21 protein-coding genes are annotated in these 25,549 nt (G+C 64.5%); 5 read left to right on the top strand and 16 right to left on the bottom strand.

Annotated elements, in window-relative coordinates; genetic code table 11:
- The first annotated feature begins 36 nt into the window (after positions 1-36).
- Entirely contained in the window at positions 37-4,545 is a 4,509-nt protein-coding gene (locus A9762_RS03165) for an autotransporter outer membrane beta-barrel domain-containing protein (protein ID WP_069340590.1), read from the top strand.
- A 66-nt stretch (positions 4,546-4,611) separates the two neighbouring features.
- Here A9762_RS03165 and A9762_RS03160 read toward each other — a convergent pair whose 3' ends face one another.
- The 6 genes from A9762_RS03160 to A9762_RS03135 form a co-directional block, all read right to left on the bottom strand.
- Positions 4,612-5,637 carry a serine hydrolase gene (locus tag A9762_RS03160; RefSeq protein WP_069340589.1) on the bottom strand — a complete coding sequence of 342 codons (1,026 nt, stop codon included), beginning with the start codon at positions 5,635-5,637 and terminating at the stop codon, positions 4,612-4,614.
- A gap of 187 nt (positions 5,638-5,824) precedes the next feature.
- Entirely contained in the window at positions 5,825-6,562 is a 738-nt protein-coding gene (locus A9762_RS03155; protein ID WP_069340588.1) for an amino acid ABC transporter ATP-binding protein, read from the bottom strand.
- A complete protein-coding gene (gene argH / locus A9762_RS03150; protein WP_069340587.1) occupies positions 6,559-8,064 on the bottom strand; it encodes an argininosuccinate lyase in 1,506 nt (501 codons plus the stop codon). The genes A9762_RS03155 and argH overlap by 4 nt, the downstream gene beginning before the upstream one ends.
- A gap of 2 nt (positions 8,065-8,066) precedes the next feature.
- Positions 8,067-8,753, bottom strand: coding sequence for an amino acid ABC transporter permease (locus A9762_RS03145; protein WP_069340586.1), 687 nt, complete (start codon positions 8,751-8,753; stop codon positions 8,067-8,069).
- Between the two features lie 14 nt (positions 8,754-8,767).
- The gene (locus A9762_RS03140; RefSeq protein WP_069340585.1) at positions 8,768-9,433 is read right to left on the bottom strand and encodes an amino acid ABC transporter permease; all 666 of its coding nucleotides are present in this window, start codon (positions 9,431-9,433) and stop codon (positions 8,768-8,770) included.
- 12 nt (positions 9,434-9,445) lie between these two features.
- Positions 9,446-10,318: a transporter substrate-binding domain-containing protein gene (locus A9762_RS03135; protein WP_083253584.1), complete on the bottom strand. Its 873-nt coding sequence runs from the start codon at positions 10,316-10,318 to the stop codon at positions 9,446-9,448.
- Positions 10,319-10,556: 238 nt separating this feature from the next.
- Between A9762_RS03135 and A9762_RS03130 the strand changes: the two genes are divergently transcribed.
- Positions 10,557-11,459, top strand: coding sequence for a LysR substrate-binding domain-containing protein (locus tag A9762_RS03130; protein ID WP_069340584.1), 903 nt, complete (start codon positions 10,557-10,559; stop codon positions 11,457-11,459).
- A 34-nt stretch (positions 11,460-11,493) separates the two neighbouring features.
- Here the strand turns inward: A9762_RS03130 and A9762_RS03125 are convergent, their stop codons facing one another.
- Both A9762_RS03125 and A9762_RS03120 read right to left on the bottom strand, forming a co-directional pair.
- The gene (locus A9762_RS03125) at positions 11,494-12,657 is read right to left on the bottom strand and encodes a mandelate racemase/muconate lactonizing enzyme family protein (RefSeq protein WP_069340583.1); all 1,164 of its coding nucleotides are present in this window, start codon (positions 12,655-12,657) and stop codon (positions 11,494-11,496) included.
- 79 nt (positions 12,658-12,736) lie between these two features.
- Positions 12,737-14,110, bottom strand: a complete 1,374-nt coding sequence (locus A9762_RS03120; RefSeq protein WP_206093544.1) for an MFS transporter — start codon at positions 14,108-14,110, stop codon at positions 12,737-12,739.
- A 198-nt stretch (positions 14,111-14,308) separates the two neighbouring features.
- Here A9762_RS03120 and A9762_RS03115 point away from each other — a divergent pair, with 198 nt between their 5' ends.
- Both A9762_RS03115 and A9762_RS03110 read left to right on the top strand, forming a co-directional pair.
- Positions 14,309-15,376 carry a LacI family DNA-binding transcriptional regulator gene (locus A9762_RS03115; RefSeq protein ID WP_069340581.1) on the top strand — a complete coding sequence of 356 codons (1,068 nt, stop codon included), beginning with the start codon at positions 14,309-14,311 and terminating at the stop codon, positions 15,374-15,376.
- A gap of 45 nt (positions 15,377-15,421) precedes the next feature.
- A complete protein-coding gene (locus A9762_RS03110; RefSeq protein ID WP_069340580.1) occupies positions 15,422-16,366 on the top strand; it encodes a LysR family transcriptional regulator in 945 nt (314 codons plus the stop codon).
- Positions 16,367-16,488: 122 nt separating this feature from the next.
- Here A9762_RS03110 and A9762_RS03105 read toward each other — a convergent pair whose 3' ends face one another.
- Together A9762_RS03105 and A9762_RS03100 are read right to left on the bottom strand one after the other, a co-directional pair.
- The gene (locus tag A9762_RS03105; RefSeq protein ID WP_069340579.1) at positions 16,489-17,784 is read right to left on the bottom strand and encodes an MFS transporter; all 1,296 of its coding nucleotides are present in this window, start codon (positions 17,782-17,784) and stop codon (positions 16,489-16,491) included.
- Between the two features lie 96 nt (positions 17,785-17,880).
- On the bottom strand, positions 17,881-19,035 hold the full coding sequence (locus A9762_RS03100) for a mandelate racemase/muconate lactonizing enzyme family protein (protein WP_069340578.1): 1,155 nt from the start codon (positions 19,033-19,035) through the stop codon (positions 17,881-17,883).
- A gap of 413 nt (positions 19,036-19,448) precedes the next feature.
- Here A9762_RS03100 and A9762_RS03095 point away from each other — a divergent pair, with 413 nt between their 5' ends.
- Entirely contained in the window at positions 19,449-19,706 is a 258-nt protein-coding gene (locus tag A9762_RS03095; RefSeq protein ID WP_069340577.1) for a hypothetical protein, read from the top strand.
- 68 nt (positions 19,707-19,774) lie between these two features.
- Here A9762_RS03095 and A9762_RS03090 read toward each other — a convergent pair whose 3' ends face one another.
- The 6 genes from A9762_RS03090 to queC all read right to left on the bottom strand — a co-directional run bounded on the left by A9762_RS03090 (position 19,775) and on the right by queC (position 25,298).
- Complete coding sequence (locus tag A9762_RS03090; RefSeq protein WP_069340576.1) at positions 19,775-20,521, bottom strand: siderophore-interacting protein; 747 nt, start codon at positions 20,519-20,521, stop codon at positions 19,775-19,777.
- Between the two features lie 21 nt (positions 20,522-20,542).
- The gene (locus A9762_RS03085) at positions 20,543-22,072 is read right to left on the bottom strand and encodes a DHA2 family efflux MFS transporter permease subunit (protein ID WP_069340575.1); all 1,530 of its coding nucleotides are present in this window, start codon (positions 22,070-22,072) and stop codon (positions 20,543-20,545) included.
- Positions 22,069-22,902 carry an HlyD family efflux transporter periplasmic adaptor subunit gene (locus tag A9762_RS03080; protein WP_371442387.1) on the bottom strand — a complete coding sequence of 278 codons (834 nt, stop codon included), beginning with the start codon at positions 22,900-22,902 and terminating at the stop codon, positions 22,069-22,071. The genes A9762_RS03085 and A9762_RS03080 overlap by 4 nt, the downstream gene beginning before the upstream one ends.
- 533 nt (positions 22,903-23,435) lie before the next feature.
- A complete protein-coding gene (queD, locus tag A9762_RS03075) occupies positions 23,436-23,879 on the bottom strand; it encodes a 6-carboxytetrahydropterin synthase QueD (RefSeq protein ID WP_039394613.1) in 444 nt (147 codons plus the stop codon).
- 9 nt (positions 23,880-23,888) lie between these two features.
- Entirely contained in the window at positions 23,889-24,524 is a 636-nt protein-coding gene (gene queE / locus A9762_RS03070; protein WP_069340573.1) for a 7-carboxy-7-deazaguanine synthase, read from the bottom strand.
- A gap of 51 nt (positions 24,525-24,575) precedes the next feature.
- Positions 24,576-25,298, bottom strand: a complete 723-nt coding sequence (gene queC / locus A9762_RS03065) for a 7-cyano-7-deazaguanine synthase QueC (RefSeq protein ID WP_069340572.1) — start codon at positions 25,296-25,298, stop codon at positions 24,576-24,578.
- Between the last annotated feature and the right edge of the window lie 251 nt (positions 25,299-25,549).

The following is a 25,549-nucleotide window of genomic DNA, read 5'->3' as shown; positions in this document are numbered from 1 at the left end:
GGGGGCGGTGGCGGCGCTGGCGGGTCGTCCAGCGCCATGACTGTCGGTGTCGGTCTGGGCGTGGCAGTGAGTCATGGCGGCAGCGCCGGGGGCGGCGGCGCGGGTGGCGTGGCGCGTGTCACGCTGGACGACGGAAGCACCGTGACGACGCAGGGTGCCGCAAGCGATGGCGTCGTCGTGCAAAGCATCGGCGGTGGCGGGGGCTATGGCGGTCTTGCCAGTTCGGCCACGCTCACCATTGCGCCGGATCTCGGCCCCGAGGTGCCTTCCGCCACGCTCAGTCCGCACGTCTCCATCGGGGGGAGTGGCGGCGACGGCGGGGGCGGCGGGTTGGCGCAGGTCGACAACAGCGGCGGTATCTGGACGCAGGGTGACAAGAGCATCGGCATCCTGGCCCAGAGCATCGGCGGGGGTGGCGGTGCCGGGGGAAGTGCTGCCGCCGCGTTGCGAGCGCAATCGATTGCCGCACCGAACAGCCGCTTCAACATCAGCGTCGGCGCCACGATCGGTGGTGCCGGTGGCAGCGGAGGCGATGGCGCCGTCGCCCTGGTGAACAACAACTTCGATGGCAGCGTGCTCACGACCGGCGACCACTCCTATGGCATCGTCGCGCAAAGTATCGGTGGCGGCGGTGGCGTGGGCGGTATGGTGCAACAGGAAACGGCGAATTCATTCGGCGCCACGCTCGGCGCACCCGGATCGGTTCAGGGGCTGTTGCAGTCGATCGGCAACTGGCTGACGACCTCCGGCAATTCGATGAACGTGGCGTTCGGTTCGCTCACGGTCGGCGTGGACGTTCGCGTCGGTGGCTCGGGCGGTCAGGGCGGGGCCGGCAGCGCGGCCACCATCAACAACTACGGTCAGGTGACGACGTCGGGCGCCGGCGCGGCGGCGCTTGTTGCGCAGAGTATCGGCGGTGGCGGCGGTCAGGGCGGCACGGCGGCATCGACCAGTGTATCGAGCCTGCTGTCCAGCCTCGATAGTTTGCTCGGCGTGATGGCCGGCAAGATCGGCACCTACTTCAACGTCTCGCCCAATGTCGGGACGAATGTGGCCGTTGGCGGATCGGGGGGCTCAGGCGGCGACGGCTGGCAAGCGAATGTACTCAACACCGGAACGCTGTCCACGAAGGGCTTCGGTGCGCCGGGCATCGTTGCGCAGAGCGTGGGCGGCGGCGGCGGTGCGGGCGCGGCGACATCGCAGAACCTCGAACTTTTCCTCTCGAATTGGGCACCGAAAGACGCGCCGGGCATCATCAATGAGATCTCCCGCATCATCGACCTGCTTGGCTCGAATCTCGCCAGCGCGCAACACAGCGTCAATGTCAGCGTTGGCGGGAAGGGGGGGAGCGGGGGAAGCGGCGGAATCGTCAGTGTCGACGCCAGCGATGCCGCCAGTCGCATTCAAACCACCGGCGACAGTTCGCCGGGCATTCTCGCGCAAAGCATCTCCGGCGGCGGCGGACAGGCGGCCGCGACGGATTACACGTTCGGCGCAAGCAGCCTTGGGTCGGCGGCCGGGTCGACGTCGCCGGCGGTGTCGCTCACGCTTGGGGGCGCGTACACCGACGGTTTCGCGGGCAACGCAGGACAGTTTGCCCGCGTGAACGTCAAGAGCGGCGGCGTCATCTCCACTCAGGGGGACGATGCGAGCGGTGTCGTCGCGCAAAGCATCACGGGGGGCGGCGGTGCCGCAGCGGTGGGTCTGACGGGGAGTGCGAGCACACATCTGGCAGCGGGACAGCAGGTCGCCGCTCCCGTCATCACGTTGGGCAGCACCCTGAGCGGCGGGCTGTCGCCGTCGAGCATGAACGGCGCACCCGTTTCGGTCGTCGGCTCCGGAAGTCTCTACACGAGCGGCGTACTCTCGCATGGCATTCTCGCGCAGTCGGTTGCCGGAGGCGGCGGCGCTGCCGGCATGACCGTCGACGCGTCGGTCGCATCGTTGCTTGGCGGCGCGGTCATCAAGCTCGGTGCTTCGCCTGCGGGCGGCAGCAGTCTGCAAGCCAATGCCGGTAGCGTCAGCGTCGATCTGACGAACGCTGCCTCCGAGCAGGTCGTCGTGTCGACGCAAGGGGCGCTGTCTTTCGGCGTGCTCGCGCAGAGCATCGGCGCGGGTGGCGGGTATGTCGCGCTGGTTCAGGGCGGCAATCCGTCGGCGCTGCCGGTCACCAGCCTGACGCTCGGCGCGCAAGGCGACGCGTTTGGTAGCGGCGCCGACGTCGACGTGAGCGTTGCGCGCAACGTCGCGGTGCAAACACTGGGGCAGGACGCGCACGGCATCGTTGCCCAAAGCGTCGGCGGGGGCGGGGGCATTGCCGGGGTGAGCACTGCGCCGGGACGCGTCACGCTCGCGTCAGTCAACAATGCCGTTACGCGCGCTGGCGCCAACGATGGCGGCACGGTCGATGTGGTCGTCGATGGCGGCGTTCGAACGCATGGCGACGGCGCGGCAGGCGTGCTGGCGCAGTCTGTCGGTGGCGGCGGCGGTATCACAGGCGATGCCGCTGCCGTGACTTACAGTCTCGACATGGTGCGGCAGGCCAACGTTTCCGGCGCTGTGGGGGCGGGTGGGGCGGTGCAGGTGAACACGAGCGGCAGTGTCGTCACTTACGGCGTGAATGCTCCGGCCATTCTGGCGATGAGTCTTGGCGGCGGGGCCGTGTTCAGCGACGGCGGCGTATGGCTGAAACAGCCCGGCAGCGCGAACGGCAATGCGGGCGGCACCATTGGCGTGACGCTTCAACCCGGCAGTGTGGTCGCCGCCATGGGGGCGGGCTCCCCTGCGATTGCGGCGATCAGCATGGGCAACGCAGGGAGCGGCTCGATGCAGGGCAAGCCGATCAGCGTGACGATCGGCAGCGGCGCGAGCGTGATCGCCAATGCCAGCTCGGGGATCGGCATTCTCGCCATCAATACCGACGGTGTCACCGTCGAGAATGCCGGGACGGTATCGGCGGCAACGGCCATCGCGTCGCTGAGTCGTGCGAGCGTGGTCAACAGCGGCCTGTTGCAGGGCAATGTGGCGCTGACGACCGACAGCACGGTCGTGAACCGGGCGGGCGGCGAGCTACGCACCGCGCAGTCGCTCTCGGCCGGACTGACGCAAAACTACGGCACGATCAGCCCCGGTGGGCCGGGCGTGTTCCAGGCGTCGAAGATCACCGGCAGCTTCTCGCAGACGGGGACCGGCGTCTATGCGCCTGACCTCGATTTCACGAATCACAACAGCGACTTCCTGACGGTGACGGGCGCATTGACGTTCGGCGGCAGCGTCGTGCCGATTCTTCGCAATCCGGTCAAGAACATCTGGCTGGGCATCGGGCACTTCGACCAGGCACCGACCGGCGAGACGGCTGTCGCAAAGAGTACGGCGCTCGTCTTCAACTATCAGATGAAGGATCACTACGGCGGCTCGCAGGATCCGCTGATCTCGGTGGACGCCAACTTCCGGCCGCCGGGCGTGTCGCTGAATGCGAATCAGGCGTCGTTCGCCGACCTGCTTCAGACGCATTGGGACGCGGGCATGGTCGCGGCAGGCCCCTTGTTCCAGCCGTTCGTGAGTGCGGGGGATGCCGCGTCTTACCGCAAGACGCTGGACGTGCTCTCCAGCGCGGCGTCACTCATGCGCGCAGGTTCGCGAGGACATGAGAACTACGACTTCCTGAATCGCCTGATGAGCTGCCCGCAGTTCGTTACCGACGGCACGCGCATGGGTGAAGGTAGTTGCGTCTGGGCGCGTGTGATCGGCACCCGCGCCGATCGATTCGACACGGCGGACGACGTGGGTTTTCGCAGTCAGCAGGTGACATATCAGTTCGGGGCGCAGAAGGAGTTTGCGCCTGACTGGTTTGTCGGCGGATCGGCGAGTTACGTCGTGACGCATGCCCGTTCGTCGGATCGCTCGCTGGACCTGTCGAGCGATGGCTTTCGGGGCGGGCTGACGTTAAAGCGTCAGATGGGGCCGTGGCAAGTCGCGCTCGCCGTGCTGGGCGGTTACGAGAGCGGCACGCAGAACCGGATCATCGATTATCCGGGGGCGTCCGCGCGAGCGACGAGTCAGCCGGACGCCTTTTTCGTCGGCGCACGATCCCGGCTGTCCTATCAGTTGAACTATGCCGGTTGGTACGTGAAGCCCTACACCGATCTGGACGTCGTCTACGACAGGAATTCGGCCTACCGTGAAAGTGGCGCAGGCGTGTTCGATCTCGCGATGCAAAGCGAGGGACGCACCACGGCAGTGTTGAGCCCTGCCGTCGAGGTGGGCGCACGTCTCGACTTTCGTGGCATGACCGTGCGTCCCTATCTGTCGGCGGGGATGAGCTTGGCGTCGAAGGGGGATGTGAGCACCGAGGCGTCGTTCGTCGAGTTCCCGAGTGCGGCGTTTCGCGTCACGTCGTCGCAGCCGCGTGTCTACGGCAATTTTGCGCTTGGGGTCGAACTGCTGTCGTCGAAGGGCCTTGAGCTACGGGCGGAATACAACCTGCGCACGGCATCGGCGCAGACGGTGCAAAGCGCCGCGTTGCGACTGGCGAAGCACTTTTGAGTTCGGGGGCGGGGGGAGCGTCGTCGCGGTCCCGGACGGCTGTCCGGGACCGATGTCACGGATGACTCAAGCGGCGTTGGCGGCGGCTTTCAGGACGGCGCTGACCGCCGAGATGAATTCCTCGGTGCGCTCGCCGCTGGTCTTGCCTTCGAGCCAGTTCGACGTGAAGCTGAACGTCACCGGGGTTTTGCCCACGAGCATCTGTCCGGCGAAGCACAGAGCGTGGAAGTTTTCCCAGTCGAGACTACCGCCCTTGCCATAGGCGAGCAGCCCTTGGGGCACGGCCATCCACACCGCGTCGGCCATGGCGGAGATCCGCTTGAACTCGACGAGCGAGGTCGGCTTCGCGAAGACCTTTCCTGCGAGTGTCTGCTGATACCAGTTCACGAGATCGTCGGCCGAACTGGTCATCGATTGTTTGTCGTTGATGACATCGGTGCGGGGGGAGAGCGGACGATTGTCGTAATAGACTTTCTCGTTGTGCGCCAGCTTTTGCATGCCGTCCCAGCCGAGATCGACACCCGACGGCGCACCCGCCAGATAGGAAAAGAGGATGCGCGTGGAGTCGGGGACGCTAACCGTTTTCAGTCCCATGCGTTTGACCAGCTCGCGTACGCGCGCCGGACCGACAGCGGCCAGCGAGATGTCGGTGCCGATGTTGTCGCTGTGCGAGATCATCGACTCGAGTGCGGTTCGGTACTGCGTCTGTCCGTTCAGACCGATGAGCACCGGGCTGCCCGGTGTGCGCACGGCGTCGCTAACGGTGCAAAGTTGGGTCCCGGAGAGCTGATTGCGGCCAGACTCGATGTCGAGCAGGAACTGGCCGAGGATGTACGTCTTGACCGCACTGCCGACGAACAGGCGTTGCTCCGGCGCGAAGCCGGCACGCCAGCCCTGCCCTTGGGGTGGCGCGAAGGCGACGAGACAACTGGTCGTTTTCGGTGCGAGGGCGACAAAGCGGTTGATGGCGGCGTCGAGATCGGCGCGCCCGGCCGCGAGGGCGCTCGTGGCGGGCGACAGCAACGCCGGTGCAGCAAGGGATGCGGCCGTGAGTTTCAGCGCGTTTCGGCGGGTGGGACGAAAATCGGTCATCGCAAGGGATTCCTTGACAAGGGACGGTGAGCAACGTGTCGAGCGCCGAGCGCCATTGGCTGGTACGGCGAGGTCCGGGCAACGTTAGCACGCAGCCGGTGCGCTCGCGATCCCTTGTTTTAGGTAGTCGAGTGGTGCGATGCCGTTTCTTGCGGCAGCGCCGGGCGAGCACCCGACGCCACGCCGCTCAGCGCAACACGCTCCCCAGGAACTGCTGCGTTCGCGCTTCCCTCGGCGCGCCGAAGATATCGGCGGGGGAACCGCTTTCGACGATGCGTCCGTGATCGAAGAACACCACACGATCTGCCACCTCGCGCGCGAAGCCCATCTCGTGCGTCACGACAATCATCGTCATGCCGTCGCGCGCCAGATCCCTCATGACGCCCAGCACTTCACCGACCGTTTCCGGGTCGAGCGCAGACGTCGGCTCGTCGAACAGCATGAGTTTCGGCTTCATCGCCAGCGCGCGCACAATTGCCACGCGCTGCTGTTGGCCGCCTGACAGGGACACCGGAAACGCATTCGCCTTGTGGGCCAGTCCCACACGCTCCAGCAGCGCGTGTGCGGTGCGTTCGGCTTCGGCCTGCGTCATGCGGCCCAACTTCACCGGGGCGAGCGTGATGTTGCGCAGGATGCTCAGGTGCGGAAACAACGTGTAGTCCTGAAACACCATCCCCACGTCTTCCCGTAGTTTGGCCATCGCCCGATGATCCTTGACGTCGGTCGCGGCGTCGCCCAGCGTTACGGTGCCGTCCGTCGGCGTCTCGAGACTGTTCAGGCAGCGGATCAGCGTCGATTTGCCTGACCCGCTCGGCCCGATGACCACCACGACTTCGCCCGGAAAAACATCCAGATCCACACCATTGACGACCTGATGCGGACCGAAATGTTTTCGCAATCCGCGAATCGAAAGTAGCGCGTTCATTGCAGGCCTGCCAGTGCCCGCGTGGCGCTTTGCAACGACTGTCGTGCGTTCGCCAGACGGGTATGCCAGTCGGCAAGGCTCGTGCGCGTGTTGCCCAGCCTCACGTTTGCCTCCAGCAAGTGCGCGCGCAGGGTGCCGGGGTTCGGGCTACCGGCCGATGCGCGTCCCGCAACGTTGCTCGCGGGGTCCAGACACGCCCGTACGGCTTCGGCGTCGATGCCGAGCGGCGCGCCGAGCTGCTCGCTCGCGGCGGCCTCGACCATCGCGACATCGATTCTGTCGGCACTCACGCCGAGATCCATCGCGCTGCGTACGACCGACCCCACGACATGATGCGCGGCCCGGAACGAGAGGTCGTGCTCGCGCACCATGTGGTCCGCCAATGCCGTCGCTGTCGAGAAGTCCTCGGCGGCCAGACGTCCGGCGCGGCCGGCCACCGGACGCGCCGTACGCAGCACGAGTTCCAGCAGATTCAGGCAGCGGATCGCCTCGCGCGCCGTCTCCCAGAAGCCTTGCGTGCCCTCGCGGTTGGCGTCGCCGGAGTGGGTGAAGTTAGTGCCCTTGATCGCCATGGCGCTCGCCATCAGGGCGGCGACGATCTGTCCCGTGCGTCCCTTCAGATACTCCAGCACGACCGGGTTTTTCTTCTGCGGCATGATGCTTGAGGTCGTCGCCACGCTGTCCGGGAACTCGATCAGTCCGAACTCGTGCGTGGTCCACACGAAGTAATCCTGCGCCACGCGGCTCCAGAGCACGGCCAGCAGACTCAGATCGGCAATGCTCTCGAGCACGAAGTCGCGCGAGCCCACGGCATCGAGCGCGTTGTCGACGAACGTGTCGAAGCCCAGCAGATCGGCCGTACGCTGACGATCGATCGCAAACGGGGTACCCGCGAACGCCGCAGCGCCGAGCGGCGAGACGTTCATGTTCGTGAGCGTGTCCATCAGGCGACGCGTGTCACGTTCGAGCGCCTGCGCGACGCCCGCCAGATAGAACCCATAAGTCATCGGCTGCGCCGGCTGCAAGTGCGTGTAGCCGGGCATGACGACGTCGGCGTGGTTGGCGGCTTGCGTCAATGCGGTATCCCGCACGCGCAGCAAGGCCTCGATCAGATCGAGCAGCACGGCGCGTCCGCGCAGACGGTCGAGCGTGGCGAGAATGTCGTTGCGGCTGCGCCCGGTATGCATGCGTCCGCCAATGTCCGCGCCGACCTGATTCATCAGATGCGCTTCGTAGTTGAAGTAGCCATCTTCCCGGCTCGGATCGAGCGGCACGGCGGCGGGGCCGGCATCTTCCATCGCCAGAATGCCGCGCGCGAGCGCTGCCGCATGTTCGCGGCGAATGAGTCCGCGTTCGGCCAGCATGACGACGTGCGCCTTGTTGATGTCGCCGAGCGGCAGGAAGGTCTCGTCGAAACCGTCGAGGCGCGGCTTGAAGATGATGTCGTTGACTTCCGGCGCGGCGGCTTCGGTGAGCCGGCGACTGACTTTCGATGTGGACATGTTCAACCTTGTTGGGGAAGGGACCGAACGGGCTCGCGTTGCAGGCGGCGTTCGAGATGACGGGACAGTGCGCTGAGCGCCGAGCAGACGATGAAATACACGATAAGCACGAGGCCGTAGATCTCGAAGGCGGGATTGCGGCCTTGCATGACGGTGACGCGCTCGATGATGTTCTGATTGACCTTGAGGAACTCGCTCACGCCGATGAGTGCGCCAAGCGACGTGGACTGGACCAGCAGCGTCAGCAGGCCTGTGTAGGCGGGCAGGATCGCGCCGACCGATTGCGGCCCGATAACGTAGCGATAGATCTGCCAGCGACGCAAGCCGAGCGCTGCGGCGCTCTTCCATTGATGCGGCGGCACGGACAGAATGCCGCCCGACACGACCACGGCGCCGTTGGCGCCGCCCCACAGCGACAAACCGACCGTGGCGGCGACGAACGGGCTCAGATCGAGACCGAACATCGGCGCGACGAAGAACACACAGAACACGTTGACGATCAGGGGAATCGACCGGAACAGTTCGACGTAGCCGTGAATGGCCGCCCTGACCCATCGGTTGGGGAGGGTGGCGAGCACCCCCAGCGCCAACGAGATCACGGTCGTGCACAGCAGCACGGCGCCCGCCAGGGCCAGCGTCATGCTCAGCCCTTGGGCGATGAGCCGCCAGTTTTCGAGAATGATGTGCATGGTGAGCGATGGCCTCAATGCGTTCGGAACGGACGTTGCATCCAGGCCGAGAGCCGGTGCGCGAGTAAGGAGAGGACCGCCACCATGCCCAGATAGAGCACGAGGATCGCGCCGAACATCTCCAGCGGACGGAAGTCCGTCGCAATGCGGTCGACGGCGACGAACGTCAGCTCCATCAACCCGATTGCCTGCAGGTACGACGAGTTCTTGAGCAGTGAAATTGCGGTATTGAGCATGCCGGGCAGCGCGTGACGCAACGCAATGGGCAAGGCGATGAGCGTGAAGTAATGCCACGGGCGCAGCGACAACGCGTGACACGATTCATACATGCGGCGTCCCACACTTGCCATGCCGCCTCGCAGGTTCTCGATCTGATACGCACCGGCCCACAGCGACAGGCACAGCACGCCAGAGGTGAACAGCGACAGACTGAGTCCGACCGCCGGCAATCCGTAGAAGATGAAGAACAACTGCACGAGAATCGGCGTGTTGCGCATGAGCTCCACATAACCCGTGACGAGTGGTGAGAGCACGGGCACGCGGAAGAGGCGAATGGCACAACCGGCAATGCCGATCAGCGCCGAGCAGACGATGGCGATGACCGACACTTCCAGCGTCATCAGCGCGCCGCGCCAGAGTGCCGGCCATTGCGCGAGAAGGTAAGCGACGTCGAAATCCATAGCGGCCGCCGCTTACAGCGTTTCCTTCGGACGTCCCTGCTGGAACACCGACAGGTAATAGCTGCGAATCGACTCGGGAACGTTGAGTTTGACCCACTGCACGAAGCGGCCTTCGTAGCGCATGCGGGCAATCGTGGCGGAAAGGTAATCGCGCCATGCCGCTTCGTTCTTGCGCACGCCGATGGCCGCGTCCGATATCTGGAAGTACTGGCCCAGCAGTTTCGCCGAGGGGTCCTGTGCTGCGGCGACCACGAGCGTGGCGGCGTCGTGCGTGTAGGCGTCCGCGCGGCCTTGGCGGAAGGTTTGCATGGCGTCGGCGGCGGTGTTCAGTCGGAGCATCTTCACGTCCGGCATGTGGTCTTCGAACCACTTGGCCTGCACGGAGCCCTTCAACGCGACGAGTGTCTTGCCCTTGAGGTCGGCGATTGAGTTGATGCCGCTATCGCGACGGACCACCACGTCGCTCGCCCCCCAACGATACGGTTGCGTGAAGTCGATGACGCGAGCGCGCTCGGGCGATACCCCCAGGGTCGCGATGAGCAGATCGACTTTGCGGCCGAGCAATTGCGGCACACGGTTCTCTGCGGTCACGCAGGTGAAGACGGCCTTGTCCTTGCTGCCCAACGCCCATTCGGCGATCTGGCGTCCCATCTCGACTTCTACACCGGCGAACGCACCGCTGCTGTCCTGATAGCCGTAAGGCGGCTGGTCGCAGCGCACGCCGACACGCAGTTGGCTTTGCGCCTTGATTTCGGCGGGCACCGGTGGCAACTCGCCCGGCGCGGCGATGGCCGGGCGGGCCGTCAGGGTGGCGAGCGCAATGACGGTGGCGGCGGTGGAGGTAGTCGCCAGAACGGCGACGAACGAACGGGACGGGCGTGACATCGAAGGCTCCTGAAGCGAGAAACGGCACATGGAGGACTCGGGCGGCCACGCGTCGGTAGGCGGCAAGTGCCTTGCCTCATGGCGCGCAGACGGGATACGAACGACTGTAGCCGGGCAGGGGCATTCTTAAAAATCACAATACAATACGGGTCCATACATTTTTGATATGGCCCCTGCTGCTAGACGATGTGCCTGGCAGGGCGCAACGGGGATGGCCCGTCCACAGGAGACAGCGTCGATGAAATTCAAACAGGTGGAGGCATTCCGGGCGGTGATCCAGACGGGATCAATGACGGCGGCGGCGGAAGCGCTTCACACGTCGCAGCCCAACATCAGCCGATTGATCGGCCAGTTGGAGGACAGCGCCGGCTTCCGGCTGTTCGAGCGCATCAACGGACGGCTGCAACTGACCGACGAAGGCGCCGAACTGTTTCGCGATGTCGAGCGCGCGTTCGTCAGTCTGAAAAGTCTGGAGGATTCGGCGCAGCAGATTCGCCGCTCCGGCACGGGCCGCCTGCGCGTAGGCGCCGTACCGTCGATGGCGCTGACCCAGATGCCCGAAGCGATCCGGCGATTCCGGCAAACGCACCCGGGTGTCGCCGTCTCATTGCTGACGAACGATTCGCCGCGCGTGGCCTACTGGGTCGCGTCGCAGTTTTGCGATCTGGGGGTGACGTCCTACGTCAGTCGGGACGTGTCGGGTATCGAGGCGACAAAGATCTGCGAGATCGCGGGCGTGTGCGCGTTCCCCACGGGGCATCGGCTGGGAATGCTCGATGTCGTGACGCCGGCCGACCTGGAATACGAGCCCTTCATCGCGTTGTCGCTGGTCGACGGTACGCGCATGAAGATCGATCAGCGCTTTCGCGAGGCGGGCATCGAGTTGCGTCACAAGGAACTGGAAACGCCTTACGAAGCGACGGTGTGTGCGATGGTCGCCAGCGGGCTCGGTGTGAGCATCGTGAGCCGCGCGGTGGCGCAGGCATACGTCGGGCGTGGGCTGGACTATCGGCCGTTCGCGCCGGATGTGCTGTTCGCCACCCATCTGCTGCGACCGCAACACGTGCCGCAAAGTCTGCTGGCGCAGCGCTTTGCGGCCACGTTGCTCGAAGTCGTCGGGGGCGTGGCGTCCGCCCCCTGACGTTCGACGCTCGAGGGCTCGAGCGCCAAAGGGTTTACTGATCGACCACGAAGCCGTCGTAGTGCGGGCGCATCGAAATCGGCTTCACCAGCGGCGGGCGAATCTTCTGCGCATCGGGCAGCAATGCCATGCCGAGGCCCGGGCCGTCCGGAATGTCGACGAAGCCCTGATCCGGCAGCGGGACCTTGTCGACGATATCGCTGCCCAGATGGGTGCCCGTCGATTCGAACACGCCGGCTTCGAACCCCGTCGCATATTCCTGCACAGCGAAGTTCGGAATCGCTGCGGCCACTTGCAGGCACGCGGCCAGCCCGATCGGGGAGAGCGGGTTATGCGGCACGACCTGAACGTGATGCGCCTCGGCCATTGCCGCGACCTTCTTCGCACCCGTGATCCCGCCGCAGACAGCCACGTCGATACGCGCGTACTCCACGGCGTTACGTGCGAGCAGCGCCTGGAATTCGTAGATGGTGCAGAAGCGCTCACCCGTGGCGATCGGCACGCGGATGCGATCGGCGACGCGTGCCATGGCGTCGGCATTCTCCGGGCGGATCGGATCTTCGACGAACATCGGCGTGTCCTGCTCGATGCCGTTCGTAAATGTCACGGCTTCCGCCGGCGTCAGACGACGGTGCAGTTCGATGAGCAGATCGACGCGGTCGCCCACGACTTCGCGCATCCGGTGAACGTTGTCGATCGCATCGTGCATCTTGCGAATGTGGGTCTTGAAGTAGACCTTGTCGTTGCCTTCGTCGAGGAACGGATTGATGTGCCCGAAAGCATTGAAACCCGCTTCCATCTTGCGCTGGCATTCCTCCAGCACCTTTTCGATGTTGCTCTCGTAGATGTGGCCGTAGATACGCGCCTTCTTGCGCGCCGGCCCGCCGAGCAGCTCATAGATCGGCACGTTCAGTGCGCGGCCCTTGATGTCCCACAGCGCGATGTCGATAGCGGAAATCGCCGCGTTGATGGCCAGCCCCTGAAAGTAGCTGAAGCGATGCATCACGTTCCAATGGTGCTCGATATCGAACGCGCGCTTGCCCACCAGATATTCGGCAAAGCGCTTGATGGCCGTTCCTGCGGCTTCGATATGGCCCCAGATGCCGGCTTCGCCATAGCCGGTGATGCCTTCGTCCGTGTCAATGCGAACGAACATGAACTGGCCGACGTGAAGCGGCTCGACCTTCGTGATTTTCATCGTGACTCCTTCGTGGAAAGACTGTGTAAATGTCGGGAATGCGTTCAATGCATTCCCGGGATTAAGGGGATTAATGGGACTAACGGGACTGATGAGCGATGGGACGTGCCGGGGCGGTGTGCGCTTCGTCCTGACTGCCGTCGTGCATGTCGTCATTGAGCGAGCGGCCGCGCGTTTCCGGGCCGAGCGCCACCGAGATCGCGGTGATGACACCGAGCGCGACCACGTACCACGCCACGAGGTGTGGCGAACCCTCACCGGCCGAGAGCAGGGCCACGGCGATCATCGGCGCAATCCCGCCCGAGATCGGCGACGTGACTTCCCGTGCGAGCGAGAAGCCGGTGTAGCGCACGCGTGACGGGAACATCTCGGCAAGCCACGGACTTTGCGCCGACGTCATCATGGTTTTCGCGATCGACGACACCAGGAACAGGCCCACGTAAATCCATACGACCTCGCCCGTCTGCAACATCCGGAAGAACGGGAACACCGCAATGCCGGAGAGCAGGGCGCCGCCCATGTACACCGGCTTGCGTCCGACCTTGTCCGAGACCCAGCCGAACAGCGGCACGGTAATGAACTGAAGCGCAGTGCTCCACATCAGCGCCGTGACGATGACGTCGCGCGACATGTGCAGTTGCTGCGTCACATAGACGATGACGAACGATTCGTAGATGTACGCGAGCGAGTTGTCGCCCAGGCGGGCACCCCAGGCGCAGAGCATCGGACGCAGCGAGTGGCGGAAGACTTCGGTGAGCGGGGCGCGCACCACGGCGTTCTTGCGGCGCAACGCTTCGAAGACCGGTGTCTCCTTAAGTTGGCTACGCAGCAGCACGCCGAGCGCAACGACCACGGCGCTCAGCAAAAACGGAATGCGCCAGCCCCACGCTTCGAAGCCCTCTTTGGACATCGATGACGACAGATGAAAGGTGGCAAGCGACATCAACAACCCGAGCGCGACGCCGATGTAGGGCAGGGAACCATAGAGCCCACGGCGCTTCGCCGGGGCGTATTCGATCACCATGAGCACGGCGCCGGCGTATTCCGCGCCCGACCCGAGCCCCTGCGCCGCGCGCAGGACGCATAGCAGAATCGGCGCCCAGACACCGATGGACGCATAGGTCGGGAGTAAGCCCATCAACGTCGTCGACCCGCCCATGAGCAGCAAGGTGATGATGAGCACCGACTTGCGGCCGATCCGGTCACCCAGTCGTCCAAAGATCACACTCCCGGCCGGACGCACGAAAAAGCCGATCGCGAAGCTCGCATAGGCGAGCAACGTGCCGGTCAGATGGTCGTAGGACGGGAAAAACAGATGGTTGAAGAGCGTGGCGGCGGCTGTGGCGTAGAGGTAGTAGTCGTACCACTCCATCGCCGTGCCCACGATCGCGCTCAGGATCGCATTGCGTATTGCCTGCCGAACTTCCGGCGTCATTTGTCCTTCGGTATTCACGTATGACCCCTTCATGTGAGCCGCTCGCTCGCGAGCCGGCGCACTTGTCTCTCTCCATGACGGTCGCCGCGACGCATTAGCCGTCGTCGCGGTCCTCCTGTGATTCCGTTTGCCGGCATTTCACTTTTGGAAACGTTTCCGGAAACGTTTCCAAAAGATAATCGTTGTAAACTGGCGCGTCAAGAGGAGATGAGATCGATGAGTGACAACTTGCCGGGCGATCCCAAGGGACGGCCGGGAATCAAGGCGGTGGCCGCCTTGGCTGGCGTGGGAATCGCATCCGTGTCGCGCGTGCTGTCCGGGCAACCCGGATCGAGCCCGCAACTCACGCAACGGGTGCTGGAAGCCGCGCGCACGCTCGGTTATGCGCCGAATGCGCTCGCGCAGGGGCTGCGCCGGCGCGCGACGCGCTCCATTGGTTTCGTGGGATCGGACATCACCAACCCGCTGATCGCGTCCATCGTGCGCGGCGCGGAAAGCGTGCTCACGGTCGCCGGGTTTTCCGTGCTGCTGACGAATTCGGGCGGTGTGCCGAGCGTGGATGCCGAGCGCATCGAGGTGCTGATGCACCGGCAAGTCGACGGTCTCATCGTGTTGCCCACGCTCGAAGACGACCCGGCCACGCTGCTCGCGCTTCGCAATACGAAGTGCCCCGTGGTCCTGATCGACCGCGCCTTTCCCGCCGATATTCCCGCGCACTATGTCCTGTCGGATCACTATCAGGGCATGGGCGATGCCGCGCGTGCGTTGCTCGACAAAGGACATCGCCGCATCGGCCTGGTCGTGGGGCGTGACGTGCGCCCGACGCGCGAGCGCGTGCGGGCGATGGAAGACGCCTACGACCGGCTCGGTTTGCCGCGCAATCTCATCGTGCATCGCGGCACGCTGTCGTCGGATCACGGCGAGGTGGCCATCGAGGAAATGCTCGCCGACGACGATCCCCCGACCGCGATCGTGCTGGGCGGCAATCAGTTGCTCGAAGGCGCGTTGCAGGCCATCCACCGGCGGGGGCTTCAGATCGGCAGGGACCTGTCGCTCGTGAGTTGCGACGACGTGCCCTTGTGCCGTTTTCATCAACCGCCGATTGCCACGGTCATGCGTGACGCCGAGCAACTTGGCGCGCGCGCGGCGCAACTGGTGCTGACGCACATCGAAACACCGGGCACGCCCGAATCGGTGAGCCTGCCGACGTGGTTCGAGTCTCGTGCGAGTTGCGGTGCGCCGTCGGGCACGTCGGTGCAGCGCCGCGCCGACAAGGTTCGTTAGAAGGTTCGCTAAAAAGTTCGTTAAGCGACGCACTCCCGGACAAACATGCAGAATTTCCCCGATCTTCGCGACTTGCAGATCTTCAGCGTGGTCTGCCGGCTGCGCAGCTTCGCCAAAACGGCGACCGAGCTTGGCGCGTCGACGTCGTATATCAGCAAGCGCATTCACATGCTGGAGCGCGAGATGGGCGCGACGCTGTTGCATCGCACGTCGCGACGGGTGACGCCGACCGAGGACGGCGAGGCGATTCTGAAGTGGTCCGTCTACATGCTCGACGCGGCGACGGAAATGCATGACGCGGTGTCGGACATCAAGACCGAGCCGCGCGGCGATCTGCGCATCAGTTCAAGCTTCCGGTTGGGACGCAATCTGCTGGCGCCTGCGCTCTCGCAGCTATCGAGCCGATATCCGCGTCTGGACATCTCGCTGATCGTGATGGACCGGCCGGTGGATCTCATCGCGGAGTCGATCGACCTGGATATCCGCATCGGCAAGGTGTCGGAGCCACATCTGATTGCGCACAAACTGGCGGCCAGCACGCGCGTGCTGTGCGCGTCGGCCGACTATCTGGCGCGCCGTGGCATGCCGCAGACGCCTGACGACCTGCTGACGCATTCGTGCCTCGTGTTCCGCGAGCGAGACCAGCCGTTCGGCACGTGGCGGCTGCGAAACAGAACCGCAGGGAAAGACGCAGAGGCGGACGTCGCAACGATCAAGGTCGGCGGCTCGCTGTCGTCCAACAATAACGACATCATCTGGACGTGGGCGTTGGGCGGGCACGGCATCATGCGTGCATCAGCGTGGGATTGTGCGCAGAGCCTTCAGCAGGGGCAGTTGATTCGTGTGCTGCCGGAGTATGACTGGCCTGCCGATATCTATGCGGTGACGACGGCGCGTCTTTCCGCATCCGCCAAAGTGCGCGTGTGTGTGGAGTTTCTGCAAAACTGGTTTGCCAGCGAATTCGAGGCCACGGCGCCGCTGTCGCCTTGAATGCCTGAATGTGGCAAGGGCCAACGTCACCGTTGGCCCTCTGTTGATGCCCTCGTCGATAGCCCCGTCGATAGCCCCGTCGATAGCCCCGTCGATATCTCGATCAAGCAGGGCTGTGTCGCTCAAGCCGTGACGACGGCGGGTTCTCGCGGCGCCTTGCGTCCCGACATGGCGATGGCGACACCACCGAGAATGGCACACGCGGCCAATACCAGCAGCGACGGCACGAAGCTGTTCGACACCGACTTCACGTAACCCACCAGCAGCGGCCCGGCGGACTGCCCGATGAGATTGCCCACCCCGCTGACGATGGCGACTGCCGGAATCGCTTTGCGCGTCGGCAGAATTTCCGTGAGCCAGGCGAACACGAGCGGGTTCAGCATCTTCAGCGTGAAGCCCAGCACCACGAACAGGATGATTTGCAGGTAGTAGAGATTGGCGGGGACCAGCGCTGCGCCGATCATCACGAAACCGGTGAACGCGGTCGGCAGCGCGGCATGCCAGCGACGTTCCTGCCCATGTTTGTCCGAGCGTCGGCTGATGTAGAAGATCCCGAACATCGAGGCGATGAACGGCAGGCCCGAAAACACGCCGATGTAGAAGTCGCCGAGCGTGCCGTATGTGCGCATGATCGTGGGCAGCCAGAGCGTCGCACCGTACATCAGAATGCCGTTCAGTGCGAAGCCGGCCGTCAGCAACCAGACCGTCGGTTCCGTCAGCACGCTCCACCACGGATCGACCTCGGGCTTTTTGTGCGACGCCTGTTCGGCGTTCAGCTCACGTTGCAGCCATTGACGATCGGTTTGCGACAGCCAGCGCGCGCTTTCAAGGCTACGCGGGATGGCAAGGAACCAGATCGCGCAGAAGATCCAGGCGGGCAGGCCCTCGGCGATCATCATGACGCGCCAGTCGTAATGGGCGAGAATCGCGCCGGAAATCGGGCCTGCGAGAAAGCCGCCCGCAGGAATGGCGAGATTCCAGATGCCGAACGCCCGGCCTCGCTCGGCCTTCACGAACCATTGCGCGAGGAACAGCGAAACGGCCGCGTAGATGGGCCCCTCGGCCAGCCCGAGCAGCACGCGCAAGGCGACCAGCTCATGGTAGGTCCGCGCAAACCCGGTGGCGACGGCCGCCAGCCCGAACAGCAGCAGCGCAACGCCGATCAGTCGCCGGGGATTGAACAGCAGCGCGATGATGCCGCCGCCGAGTTGGGTGACCGCATAGCCCCACGCGAACGCTGCGCCGATCCAGCCCGCCTGAATCGGCGAGAGGCCAAGTTCCTGCGTGATGTGGGGCAGCGCCATGCCCATGTTGGCACGATCGAAGAACGAGATCGTGTACATGATGAAGGTGGCCGGAAGGATGATGAACCAGCGCTCCCGCGCGATTCCCTCCCCATTGGGAACAGACGAATTCATACTGCGTGTCTCCTGCTGACGAGGCGCGCCTGAACCGCGCGCGCCCCTATTGTTTTGTTCGTATTGTCGAGGGGGGCCGTCGATCTGTCGCGCAGATCAGCGATCGATGCGATATTGCTCGATCACCTCCGGCTTCAGACGGATACCGAAGCCCGGGCCTTGCGGCACTGTCATGTAGCCGTCGCGAATTTCCGGGAAACCGTCGGGCAACTGCCACAGCAGCGGGTCGCGCACCTTGTTGGCGAATATCTCGACGAACAGCGCGTGCGGATTGGCCGCGATCAGGTGGACGGCGACCTGGGGCTCTTCGTGGTGCGCCATTTCCACGTTCATCAGCTTGGCCATGTCGGCAACGCGTTGCCATTCGGTCACACCGCCGCACAGCGTGCAGTCGAGATTCAGGATGGACACGTGGCCTTTGGTGATGAGGTCGCGGCATGCGCGGCCGGTGATTTCACCCTGACCGACGTTGACCGGAATCGACGTCTTCATGGCGAGAAGCGCCAGACCGTCGGTCTGGTCGTACCACTTCACGGGTTCTTCCATCCAGCGCACGTCGAGGTCCGCTTTCTCCATGGCGACGCAGAATTTGACGGCGTCGAGCGGGTCCCAGCCCTGATTGGCATCGACCGTCACCACGAAGTCCTTGCCGCCGGCGCGGCGAGCCGCGCGCACGCGCTCCAGATCCTCTTCCAGCGACGCGCGGCCGACTTTCATCTTGATGCCGATGCAACCGGTCTCGCGCACCATCGCCACTTCCTCGGCGATGGCAACACACGAATCCTTGCCGTCCTTCGGATAGTACCCACCGATGGAGATGACCGGCACGCGGTCCCGTACGCCGCCGAGCAGCTTGTAGACCGGCGTGTTGTAGAGCTTGCCGCGGGCGTCCCACATGGCGTTGTCGAGACAGCTCACGGCCTGCAGAAGGATGCCGCGCGGGTGCATGTCCAACTGGTGCAGCCCGCGATTGCCCAGATCCACGTTCACATGGAACATCGCCTCCCAGAGTCGCTGGAAGTCGCGAACGTCCTGCCCGATGAGCAGGGGCGACAGATGTTCGCGTACGACGTTGACGATCTCGGTCTGCGTGTGGAACTCGTCGCCACCATAGCTTTCCCCGACGATGCCGTTTTCCAGATGCACGCGTGTGACGATCGTCGGGCGCGATGCCACCTGATACGTGCCGCCCTTGAACACTTCCTCCAGTGCCATGTCGAGCGGGATGATCTCAACCGATTCAATTTTCATGCTCAATCCTCGTGTCTTCCGAATCCTTGTCAATCCAAAGCGCCGTTGCGCGCCGTGTGCCTGCCGGGCAGACGACGGGGCAACACCGTGGATGGACGATACGGCGCAGCGAGGGGAGGAACAACGGCCGGGGTGTACACCGATCGTCCACGATCTGTGGATCATGGGCACGCAATGGCGCGATGGCAGGAAACGTTTGGGGACGAAGCGATCCGGATGGGACGGCGCACTCAGGACTGTCGATCGTCGGTCAATATTGACCTGTATGCGGTATTGACTAGAATCCGGAGTAATCGAAGGTCGTCAAGGGACTGACGGGCGGGAGGGGTGCCGCTCGGACGGATGTCAGCGCGATGCTGGCAGCGCAGTAGGGGGAAGTCGTTCTTAGATGCGATGTTCGAGGGGGAAAACGTATGCCAGAGCATGAGTATGTGACGGGCGATTTCCACGTGACTGTCTTTTCGATCCCGCTTCGAGACGGGCGTTATCGTGCCGATGTGGTGGTACGGCGCATCGGATCCCGGCAGTCGTGCCATCGCCAGGAGCTCTACGGCCAGGTGTTTGCGACGCGCAGCGATGCCCGCGCCCACGGGCAAAGCTACGCGGAAAAATGGTTGCTGGAGTTTGGCCAGAAGGCCGCCTTGGGCAGCCCCGGCAAGGATCGCGCCTGAACGGGGCGTCGGCAGGGGGCGATGGCACCGAATGCACCGAGTGCGCTGGCAGCCGCAAATCCGGAACCTCAATCCCGGTGGTCCTGTGCGCCCGGTTTCCAATAGCCTTTGCAGGCTACGCGTTGCGGGTCGACGTGCTCCCGCTCCAGCCAGTAGCTGCGCCATTGCTTGACCCAGACCGCTTCGCCAGCCATCCACACCTGTCCGGGGCCGTCGGCCGCGCGGGGGTGTTCCGTGCGAATGGGGTCGTCCGCCGTCATGGCGAGGGGCGGCGTTCGCCGGTAGCGCCACTGCACATGCATTCGTGCGGGTGACCTGATCAACTGCCGCTCCTGCTCGTCGTCCACCACGAGCAGCGCCGTGACCGGCAGGCCGTGCGGTAGCCGTTCGAGTATCGATTGCGCCGCAGGCAATGCGCTCGCATCGGCCGCCAGCCAGACCCATTTCGTGTCGCGCTGCAACGTAAATCCACCGTCGCGCGGGCCGGCGATATCGACCTGATCGCCGCACTGCACCGTGCGTGCCCACGCGGAAACCGAACCGTCGTCACGATCGTCGCCATGCAGGACGAAGTCGATATCGAGCGTTCGCGCCTGTTCGTCGACACGCCGGATGGTGTAGGCGCGGCCACTCCTGCCGGGCGGGAAGACCTTGATCCACGCGGCGGCCGAGTGCGCGTCGACGGATTCGAGCCACGCGGCGAGTTCGGGGCCACCGAGGACCAACCGGCGCATTTTCGGGGTGAGCAGCGTTGCGCGAAGCACGATGGCGTTCACGCGTGTGCGCGACGCGCTACGAAGAAAATCGAGATTCATGAGGTATGCCCTGCAAATGGGTTAGTGAGCCCGCCTGGGCGACCGCGCCATCAGCACGATGCCGATCGACAAGGTGAACCCCAGACTGGACATGAGGAAGAAGTCGTTGAGCGACAGCATGTCTGCCTGAACGACGGTCTGACGCCAGATCACCGCCCAGGCTTGCGTGTCGGTCAGACCGGCGGCGCGAAGCGTGTCGACGTGATGCGTCACCACGTCGCGAAACGGCGACAGGTGATCGACCAGACGATTCTGGTAGACCCGCGAACGGTGATCCCAGAACGTTTGCGCGAGCGACGCCACGAGACTCCCGGACATCATGCGGATCGCGGTTTGAAGCCCCGACGCCGCCGCGAGTCGCTCCGGTGCCAGTCCGGCCAGCGACAGCGCCACGAGCGGCGTCAGGAACAGGCCGATACCCACGCCTTGCGCCAGACACGCCAGCGCAATCGTCATGGCGTCGACGTCGGTCGTCATGGTTGCGCGCCAACCGGCCACCAGCGCCCACGCAACGAACGCGAGGCTGGCGAAGATACGGGCATCGTGCTTCTGCACCCAGCGTCCCAGTAACGGCGCGAGCAAGATGCCGAACACCCCCATCGGCGCCGTGACGAAACCGGCCCATGTCGCCGTGTAGCCCATGTCCGTCTGCAACCACAGGGGGATGAGCACCAGCGCCGCAAAGTACAGACCGAAGCCGACGGCAACCGCGATCGTGCCCATGGTGAAGTTGCGATGCCGGAACAAGGTGAGATCGAGTATCGGATGCTTCTCGCCAAGCTCCCAGACGATGAGGACGATAAAACCCAGCAGCGAGCAGATGGCCGTGGCGCAAATGACCGGCGAAGAGAACCAGTCGAGAATGCGTCCGCGATCGAGCGTGATTTGCAGGCAGCCGATCGCCACGGCGAGCAGCAGCAACCCCACGATGTCGACGGGGAGCTTTGTCGACGGCGTGTCCTTGCCCTTGAACATCGCCATCGTGAACACCACGACGAAGATGCCGACCGGTGCATTGACGAGGAAGATCCAGGGCCAACTGAAGTCGTCGGTGATCCATCCACCGAGCACCGGCCCGGCCACGGGCCCGGCCATGTTGGTCATGGCCCACATGGCCACAGCGAACGTGCGTTTGTGCGGCGGGAAAATCGCGACGAGCAGGGCCTGACTGAGCGGGACGATCGGGCCTGACACCATGCCTTGCAGCACGCGCGCGACGAGCAGGGATTCGAACGTCGGCGCAAGTCCGCACATCACCGATGCCACGGTGAAGAGCGCGACGGCGACGACGAACAGGCGCACTTGCCCGAAGCGTCGCGATAGCCAGCCGGTCAGCGGAATGCAGATCGAGTTCGCGATGGCGAAGAACGTAATGGCCCACTCCCCGATCTCGGAACTCACGCCGAGGTTGCCGGAGATGGTGGGGATGGAGACGTTGGCGATCGTGATGTCCACGACCGCCATGAACGACGCGAGGCTCACCGCGATGGCCGCGAGCACGAGCGCCGGCCCCGACATCGGCGTAATGGGACCCAGGGCGGCACGTGTCATTGCGAGGTCCTGAGGCTGTTTTGGGCGGCAGTGGCGGCAGCAGTGGCCGAGCGATCCGCAGCGACCTTTTGCGCGGCGTAAACCTCAGTCTTCTCGGTCGCACGGGCGCGCAACGCTCCTTTGCTGGTGGCACACTGACGCGTGTCGATCTCGACCTCAGTCGACATGCCGATGCGTAGCGGATGTCGCGCAACGTCTTCGGGATTGAGGCGGATACGGACCGGCACGCGTTGCACGACCTTGATCCAGTTGCCCGTCGCGTTCTGTGCGGGCAACAGCGAGAATGCGGCGCCGCTGCCGGCTTCGATGTCGTCCACGGTGCCGCGATACGTGACGCGGCTGCCGTACAAGTCGGCTTTGACCTGCGCCGGCTGACCCGAACATACGCCGTCGAGCTGGACCTCCTTGAAGTTCGCGTCGACCCAGACCTGATCGAGCGGCACGACGGCCATGAGCCGGTCGCCGACACCGACACGCTTGCCGAGCTGGACTGTACGTTGCGCGATCATGCCCGCGACCGGCGAGCGGATCGTGGTGCGCTCCAGCGCCAGGGCCGCGGCACGAACGCGCTCGGTCGCGGCGAGCACGTCGGGGTGCGTGTCGACCGTGGTCCCTTGCGTGTGCGCCTGCGCTTCCGCGCGCGCCTGCACCGCCGCTTGCAATGCGGCTTCCGCCATGCGCACGGCATCGCCCGCATGGCGCGCTTCTTCCTGCGTGACAGCGCCTTGCGCCACGATCTGCTGGCGGGCCGACAGATCCGATCTGGCGCGATCGAGTTCCACCTGCCTGAGTGCGACCGTGGCTGCCGCCCGTGCATCGGCGGCGAACAAGGCGCGTACACGTCGCACCGTTTGGCCCAGCTCTGCTCGCGCACGTGTCGGCAACCGCTTCGGGCGCCGTCGGCGCGACGGCGGCCACGCCCACGCCGCCCGAGCCGCCCACACCCCCCGGCGCTCGCAGGGCACGCACGCTCACGATATCTGCGCGCAACGCGTCATGCTGTCGGCGCACCCGACGTGGCGCCTGCGTCTCGGCACCGCGCACTTCCGGCCGATTGGCGACGCCCTCCAGCGAGCGCAGGTTCTCCTGCGAATCGATACGACGCACGGCGAACAATCGAATGTTCGTGCGCTCCTCCCGTGCCATCACGGCGGACATTGAAACTCTTGTCATGACCTCTCCGAAAAAGAAAAACCCGCCAGACTCGTGATCTGGCGGGTTGGCACTTTCGGTCATGCATTCACTGGCGGCCGTCGCTTTCGCGGACGAAGTTTCGGATCCGTCTCAGGTCGGGCGTCGTCCCAAGTCGGACAGGGCCATCGACGATGGCGCCGGCGAGATCAGGCGAGAGGCCCCGGCGAACTCAGGCCGTCACTTCCGACCAGCAGTTCGGCGTCTCATACAGACGCAGGCGCACGAGACGCAGGTCGCGACCATAGTGAGCGTCGAACACGTGACTCAGCTTGTCGAATGCGGCAGCGGCCAGATTCTCGACGGTCGGCACGCGATCGAACACGACGGTCTTGTGATCGGGCATCGTCTCGAGGAAGGTGCGCACAGCGGTATCGCCTTCATAGACGAGGAACGCGTGGTCCCACACGGAGACGAGGTGCTCGTTGGCGAGCGCCTTCACGTCGGCGAAGTCCATCACCATGCCGTTGTCGGACGCACCGCTCTCGCGGCTCACTTCGCCCGCCAGCGTGATTTCGAGCACATAGCGATGCCCGTGCAGGTTGCGGCACTGGCTTCGGTGATCGGGAATGCGGTGGCCCGCATCGAATTCGAGTTTCCGGGTAATCGTAATCACAGCAACGGCTCAGGGAATATTCAGGTATTTGTGCGTCTGCATCGACAGCGACCAGCGCGGATGCGATTTGCAGTAGTCGATCGCCAGCTTCGTGTTGGTGTCGCGCAGCGGGCCGTCCATCGGCTGAAGATAGAAATGCGTGAAGTCGAGGGCTTCGTAATCGGCCAGACGCTGACGATCCTGCGGCACCACGACTTTCAGTTCGTCGCCACGTGTGACGACCATTTCGGCATCCGCCTTCGGGCTCACGCAAACCCAGTCGATGCCTTCGGGCACGACCTGCGTGCCATTGGTTTCCACCGCGATACGAAAACCTTCGGCGTGCAGCGCGTCGATCAGCGGGGCATCGAGCTGAAGCAGCGGCTCACCCCCCGTGCACACCACGAATCGATGCGCACGATCGTCTTGCGGCCACAACGCCACGATCTGTGCGACCAGTTCGGCCGGCGTGCGGTACTTGCCGCCGTTCTCACCATCGGTACCGACGAAATCGGTGTCGCAGAACTGGCAGACGGCCTCGGCACGGTCTTCTTCGCGTCCCGTCCACAGGTTGCAACCCGCAAACCGGCAGAACACCGCCGGGCGTCCGGCATTCGCGCCCTCGCCCTGCAATGTGTAGAAGATTTCCTTTACCGCGTACGTCATGATGCTCTCGATTCGACTGTCTCGATGGGGGGTGACTATTCGTTTATTCGACTATTGTGCGTGACTGCGCGCGCGCCATTGCTCATAGCCACGCTGGCGCAACTGGCATGCCGGGCATTCGCCGCACCCGTAGCCCCAGGCGTGCAGCACACTGCGCTCGCCCAGATAGCAGGTGTGCGTGTCTTCGCGCACAGTCTCGACGAGTACGTCGCCGCCCAGATCCTGCGCCATCTGCCACGTGTCGGCCTTGTCGATCCACATGAGCGGTGTCTCGACCACGAAGCGCTGGTCCATGCCCAGATTGAGCGCGACCTGGAGCGCCTTCATGGTGTCGTCGCGGCAATCGGGATAGCCCGAGAAGTCCGTCTCGCACATGCCGCCGACCAGCACGCGCAGGCCGCGTCGATACGCTATGGTCGCACCAATCGTCAGAAACAGCAGATTCCGGCCCGGCACGAAGGTGTTGGGCAGGTTGTTGGCCGCCATCGCAATCGTGGTCTCGCGCGTGAGCGACGTCTCGCTGATCTGGCCGAGAATCGACAGATCGACCATGTGATCGTCACCCATACGCGGCGCCCACTGCGGAAAACGCTCACGCAGCTTGGCCAGCACGTCGGTGCGGCACTCCAGCTCCACGCTGTGGCGCTGTCCGTAATCGAAGCCCAGGGTCTCGACGCGCGCATAGCGCGAGAGCGCCCACGCGAGGCAGGTGGTCGAATCCTGTCCACCGGAGAACAGAACCAGAGCGGAATCGGTGCTTGTCGTCATGATCATGCGCTAGCAGTAGCGCCCTCGCCGCCGGGTCGTCGGGACGCCGGAATTTCGTGACGTCGGGACAGTAGGCGATTAGGGCCGGGGCACGCGCTTGCGGCTGCCATCGGATACCAAGCGATACGGCCCTGCCGGACCCTCCGGGGCAACCCGCGTGCGGGATATGTCACGCGATTTTGAACCGCGTTGCCCCGCGTCGCTATCGCCGGGCCGTTATACCCATCATCGGGCAGCGTTTTGATTCAAACGCAAAA

The sequence above is a fragment of the Pandoraea sp. ISTKB genome (assembly GCF_001721285.1).
In the GTDB taxonomy this organism is placed as follows: domain Bacteria; phylum Pseudomonadota; class Gammaproteobacteria; order Burkholderiales; family Burkholderiaceae; genus Pandoraea; species Pandoraea capi.
This window is presented reverse-complemented; position numbering and strand designations above follow the sequence as displayed.